General features: G+C 60.6%; 6 protein-coding genes. 3 read left to right on the plus strand and 3 right to left on the minus strand.

Going from position 1 to position 3,831, the window contains the following annotated elements:
• The 3 genes from ADADOO_RS06790 to ADADOO_RS06800 all read right to left on the minus strand — a co-directional run.
• A partial coding sequence (locus tag ADADOO_RS06790) for a sodium:solute symporter family transporter (RefSeq protein WP_511276118.1) occupies positions 1–553 on the minus strand: 553 nt, incomplete at its 3' end.
• A 70-nt stretch (positions 554–623) separates the two neighbouring features.
• Positions 624–1,280 carry a pseudouridine synthase gene (locus ADADOO_RS06795; protein ID WP_511276125.1) on the minus strand — a complete coding sequence of 219 codons (657 nt, stop codon included), beginning with the start codon at positions 1,278–1,280 and terminating at the stop codon, positions 624–626.
• Positions 1,274–1,654: a hypothetical protein gene (locus ADADOO_RS06800; RefSeq protein WP_511276127.1), complete on the minus strand. Its 381-nt coding sequence runs from the start codon at positions 1,652–1,654 to the stop codon at positions 1,274–1,276. Before ADADOO_RS06800 ends, ADADOO_RS06795 begins: the two co-directional genes overlap by 7 nt.
• 58 nt (positions 1,655–1,712) lie before the next feature.
• Between ADADOO_RS06800 and recA the strand changes: the two genes are divergently transcribed.
• The 3 genes from recA to lptB all read left to right on the plus strand — a co-directional run.
• Complete coding sequence (recA, locus tag ADADOO_RS06805) at positions 1,713–2,741, plus strand: recombinase RecA (protein ID WP_511276120.1); 1,029 nt, start codon at positions 1,713–1,715, stop codon at positions 2,739–2,741.
• The gene (gene recX / locus ADADOO_RS06810) at positions 2,734–3,165 is read left to right on the plus strand and encodes a recombination regulator RecX (protein ID WP_511276122.1); all 432 of its coding nucleotides are present in this window, start codon (positions 2,734–2,736) and stop codon (positions 3,163–3,165) included. The genes recA and recX overlap by 8 nt, the downstream gene beginning before the upstream one ends.
• On the plus strand, positions 3,162–3,831 hold a 670-nt coding region (lptB, locus tag ADADOO_RS06815; RefSeq protein ID WP_511276123.1), incomplete at its 3' end, for an LPS export ABC transporter ATP-binding protein. The genes recX and lptB, both read left to right, overlap by 4 nt.

A 3,831-nucleotide genomic window follows, 5' to 3' on the forward strand; every position in this document is an offset into this window, starting at 1 on the left:
TGATGACGCCCATCTGGACGAAATCGAGGATGGCCACCGAGAGCATGCCGCCGAAGGTCGTGTAGGTGAGAACGATGGCGGCACCGAGGACCATGCCCGCCGTCTGGCTGACATAGCCGGCGGTGACAACGTTGAAGACCAGCCCGAGCGCCTTGATCTGGGCCGATACCCAGCCGAGGTAGCTGGCGACGATGCACAGCGTGGTCAGCACCTCGACCGTGCGGTTGTAACGCAGGCGGAAATAGTCGCCCAGCGTCAGGATGTTGAGCTTGTAGAGCTTCCGCGAGAAGAAGACGCCGGCGATGATCAGGCACATCGACGAGCCAAACGGGTCGGCGACAACGCCGGTCAGGCCATCCTTGACGAAGGTGGCGGAGACGCCGAAGACGGCTTCGGCCCCGAACCAGGTGGCGAAGACGGTGGCGGTGACGACGGGCAGCGGCAAATGGCGGCCGGCGACGGCGAAATCCTTGGCGCTATGGACGCGGGTCGCGGCAAACAGGCCGATGCCGATGGACACCATCAGGTAGAGGACGACGAACCAGATCAGCATGATCCTGCGGTCAACCGGAAAAAAGGTTCAAAACGCGAAAATTATACGGTCGTTGCGCCGTTTCGCCGCGTCAAAACGGGGCGTCGGAATGAAATTGGATGGCTGCTGCGGTCAACGGGTGAAACAGGCCCAAATCCATGGCGTGCAGCAGCAGTCGATCGGCCAGCGCCGTCGCCTCGCCACCATAAAGATCGTCGCCGAGAATCGGGTGACCAAGCGAGGCCATATGGACGCGCAACTGGTGCGAGCGACCGGTCACCGGTTCCAGTTCGACCCGCGTTGTATTGGCGTCCGGGTCGCGGCTGACGACGCGAAAACGGGTCAGCGACGGCTTGCCGATCTCGAAATCGACCTTCTGCCGCGGCCGATTCGGCCAGTCGCAGATGAGCGGCAACTCAACCTCGCCGCTTTCCTCCGCCATTTGCCCGTAAACGACGGCGACGTAACGTTTGTCGATCTGGCGCTCGCGGAAGAAGCGCGATAGCTGCCGGTGCATTTCCGCACCGCGCGCCAGAACGAGCAGGCCGGAAGTCGACATGTCGAGGCGGTGGGCAATCAGCGCATCGGGATAACGGGCTTGAACGCGCGACGCCAGGCAATCGTCCATGCCCTCCCCGCGCCCCGGGACGGAGAGCAGCCCGGCCGGCTTATCGACAACGATGATTTCGTTATCGACGTAAATGACGGAAAGGCCATTGTCCGGCGACGGACAATAGGCCGTCAAAATGGCTGCACCCGGATACTGCAGCCGCTGTCCCTGAACGCCGTGCTCTCGCGAAACCAGCCGGCGCCGGGCGAGGTCTGCGCGCAGACCCGGTGGTCGGTCGACCTGCTCGCCCACCAGTACCACGGCGCTGGTTTGGCGAAACTCTGCGGCGCATTGACGGCCAGCCAAATGCAGAACAGCAGCTTGCCGAGCCTTGATTTGAATGCAGAATTTTCTTGCCAAGCGGCCATGGTAAATGTACTGTATTTATACACAGTATTTAGGTTAAGACAGAGTGGGCTGGGAATATACCTCGTCTGCTCCGTGTAATCAGTGAAATTGATGGCTGCCGATGGCATATCCGCAACAATCAGCCTGTCGATCAAACTCAGCAATTTCTATTCCATCTTTGGCCCCTGTGCCATAATCCGCTCAAATTTCCGAGGTAACACCATGGACGATAACAAGGCAAAGGCGCTCGCCGCAGCGCTGCAACAGATCGAAAAGCAGTTTGGCAAAGGCTCCATCATGAAGATGGGCGACGCCGAAATCGACGAAGGCATCCAGGTCGTGTCCACCGGCTCGCTCGGTCTGGACATCGCGCTCGGCGTCGGCGGCCTGCCGCGCGGCCGCGTCGTTGAAATCTACGGCCCGGAATCCTCCGGCAAGACTACCCTCTGCCTGCAGGTCGTTGCCGAAATGCAAAAGCTTGGTGGTGTCGCCGCTTTCATCGACGCCGAACACGCGCTCGATCCGCAATATGCCCAGAAGCTCGGCGTCAATGTCGGCGAGCTGCTCATCTCGCAGCCCGATACCGGCGAACAGGCCCTCGAAATCGCCGACATGCTGGTCCGTTCCGGCTCGGTCGACATCATCGTCATCGACTCGGTCGCCGCCCTCACCCCACGCGCTGAAATCGAAGGCGAAATGGGCGACCAGATGGTCGGTCTGCACGCCCGCCTGATGAGCCAGGCCCTGCGCAAACTCACCGCCAACATCAAGAAGACCAACACGCTGGTCATCTTCATCAACCAGATCCGCATGAAGATCGGTGTCATGTTCGGCTCGCCGGAAACGACGACCGGCGGCAATGCCCTCAAGTTCTACGCTTCGGTTCGCCTCGACATCCGCCGCATCGGCGCAATCAAGAAAGGCGACGAAGTCATCGGCAGCGAAACCAAGGTCAAGGTCGTCAAGAACAAGGTCGCCCCGCCCTTCCGCGAAGCCATTTTCGACATCCTCTACGGCGAAGGCATTTCCCGTCAGGGCGAAGTGGTCGAAATGGGCGTCGCCCACAAGCTGGTCGAAAAATCCGGCGCCTGGTATGCCTACAAGGGCGAAAAAATCGGCCAAGGCAAGGACAATGCCCGTGAATTCCTAAAGGCACACCCGGAAATCTCGCAGGAAATCGAAGCCGGTATCCGCGAGGCTGCCAGCACGACCGTTATCAAGCCAGTCAAGGCAGCCAAGGCCGATGCCTGACCTGCGCGTCCGCGCCCTGCAACTGCTGACCCGGCGTGATTACAGCCGGGCCGGCTTGCAGGCCAAGCTTGCACCGCACGCCGAATCGGCAGAGGAGCTGTCGGCGGTGCTCGACGCACTGCAGGCCGAACGCCTGCTTTCCGACTGTCGTTATGCCACGCAGCGGGTTGCCGCGCGGGGAAGACGTTACGGCGATGCGCGACTGCGCCAGGAATTGCGCCAGCAAGGCGTCAGCGATGCCGACATCGCCACGGCACTGCCCGAAGCCGGTGATGAAACCGAGCGTTGCCGGGTCATTTGGGCCAAAAAATTCGGTCGACCGCCGGAAACTGCCGAAGAGCGTGGCAAACAGATGCGTTTCCTGCAATATCGTGGTTTTTCCAACGACGCCATCCGGCGCGCCATGCAGGGAGTGGATGAATGAACATGCCGGCAGCCAAACTCTCGGCACACAATCTCAAGAAGCGTTACAAGGCGCGCACTGTCGTCGAAGATGTCTCCTTCGAGGTCAAGTCCGGCGAAGTTGTCGGCCTGCTCGGCCCGAACGGTGCTGGCAAGACCACCTGTTTTTACATGATCGTCGGGCTGGTCGCGGCTGATGGCGGCGAAGTCTATATCGACGACAATCGTCTGACTCATCTGCCGATGCACAGCCGGGCCAGGCTTGGCCTCTCCTATCTGCCGCAGGAAGCCTCGGTTTTCCGCAAGCTTAACGTCGAGGAAAACATCCGGGCCATCCTTGAACTGCTCAATTTGCCCGAAGCCGAGCTGAACGATCGCCTCGAGGGCCTGCTCGCCGAACTGCACGTCAGCCATGTCCGCCACGTCAATGCCTCGGCCCTGTCGGGCGGCGAGCGGCGGCGCGTCGAAATCGCCCGCGCGCTGGCGACCAATCCGCGCTTCATTCTGCTTGACGAGCCATTTGCCGGCGTCGATCCAATTGCTGTGCTCGAAATCCAGAAAATTATCCGTTTTCTCAAGGAGCGCGGAATCGGCGTCCTGATTACTGACCACAACGTCCGTGAGACGCTGGGTATTTGCGACCACGCGTACATTATCAACGCCGGAAACGTTCTGGCGGCTGGACGGC

Origin of the sequence: Azonexus sp. (assembly GCF_036170495.1) — a bacterium.
Taxonomy (GTDB): domain Bacteria; phylum Pseudomonadota; class Gammaproteobacteria; order Burkholderiales; family Rhodocyclaceae; genus Azonexus.